This is a genomic window from Mesorhizobium sp. ES1-3, from assembly GCF_020164795.1.
Taxonomy (GTDB): domain Bacteria; phylum Pseudomonadota; class Alphaproteobacteria; order Rhizobiales; family Rhizobiaceae; genus Mesorhizobium.
On record NZ_JAIUGW010000072.1, the window covers coordinates 1 to 1,308 of the forward strand.

The 1,308-nt window shown below is 60.8% G+C and carries 2 protein-coding genes and 1 pseudogene; all 3 read right to left on the reverse strand.

The window, feature by feature from the left end; all coding sequences use genetic code 11:
* Window positions 1–167: 167 nt before the first annotated feature.
* A complete protein-coding gene (locus LB536_RS31000; protein WP_140813009.1) occupies window positions 168–479 on the reverse strand; it encodes a cupredoxin family copper-binding protein in 312 nt (103 codons plus the stop codon).
* An 11-nt stretch (window positions 480–490) separates the two neighbouring features.
* A complete protein-coding gene (locus LB536_RS31005) occupies window positions 491–1,015 on the reverse strand; it encodes a DUF4142 domain-containing protein (RefSeq protein WP_224599161.1) in 525 nt (174 codons plus the stop codon).
* A gap of 121 nt (window positions 1,016–1,136) precedes the next feature.
* Window positions 1,137–1,308, reverse strand: a pseudogene (locus tag LB536_RS31010) (RNA polymerase sigma factor); the annotation flags it as partial.

The following is a 1,308-nucleotide window of genomic DNA, read 5'->3' on the forward strand; positions in this document are numbered from 1 at the left end:
TGATCGCCACTCATTTGCAGACGCCGAAGATTGCCGGCATCCTGACAACCCTTCGTCGTTAGGTTCCGGCGCGACCTTCAAGCGGTCTTGGGTTGTGCAACTGGCTTGGTTACGGCGCACCTCCCCAATTGTGGGATCGCGGCGCCTGACGCGATCCCACGCTCCAGCTACGGCGCCACCGCGATGTGACCCTTCATGTTCGGGTGGAAGCGGCAGAAATAGTCGACCGCTCCCGCGGCCTTCAACGTCAAGCTTGCGGACTTCTTCGGCGGGATCATCACGTCCCAACCGCCCTTGACGGTGGCCGTGTGGGCGAACATGTCCTTGTTCACCCATTCGATCGTGTCGCCTACCTTCGCCTCGATCGTCGCTGGCGAGAACACCAGCTTGTCGATGGTGACCTGAATGGTTTCGGCCTTCACCGGCGCTGCAATGAACGTCAGCGCCAGTGGAAACCAAAGATGCCGTTTCGGCACCATCAACGCCGGTCTCATTTCAGCATACTGGCGACATGTTCGGCATGCTGCTCATGGCCCTGGAATATCCTCAGGCCGGTCTCCAGCAGGCTCTTCAGTTCGGCATTGCTGGCTGAAGGAATGAGCAGCGTTTGGAGAGCGCCGTCGACCTGCTTGTGGTAGGCCACTTCATTGGCGACATAGGCTTTGTCGAAGGCCGCGCCCTTTAGGTCGGCGAGCTTGGCCCGCTCTTCCGTGGCGGCTTTGGTGAGCGCCTTGCTGGTGGCGTTGTCTTCCGGCGTCACCTTGAGCTTCTTGACGAGATCGAGCGCCTGCTTGTTCACCGCTTCGTGGTCGCGCACCATGTCCTTGGCGAAGGCGAGCACCTCTTTGTTCTTCGATTTCTTGAGCGCTTGCTTGGCCGCCTCGACATCGATCACGCCGGCAGTATAGGCGATGTGCGCGATCTGCGGGTCGGTTGGTTTGTCGGCGGCTTGCGCGAGCGGGGCTGTGCCGAGCAGCAGCAAGGCGGCCAGGACGGCAGTGTGACGAATAAGCATGACATCTCCTTCGCCCGCACGCGCAAATCGCATCGGGCATCGTTTTCAGTTGACGATCATTGGATGCTGGGTAACGGCAAATGTTCCCGACAAAATCAGCTGAATTCGACGAGGATCAGTCTCACAAGCCGAGCCGCACCATCACGGCAACGGTCAGCCGTTCGCAGCGCCGGCCGGCGAAGGGGAAGGCATCGAGGAGCACTGGCCCGATTTGGTCGTCCAGCGCCTTGCGCAGCAGGACGCGGGCGCGATGCAGGCGGGTCTTGATAGTTTCGGGGCGCACGCCGAGTAGT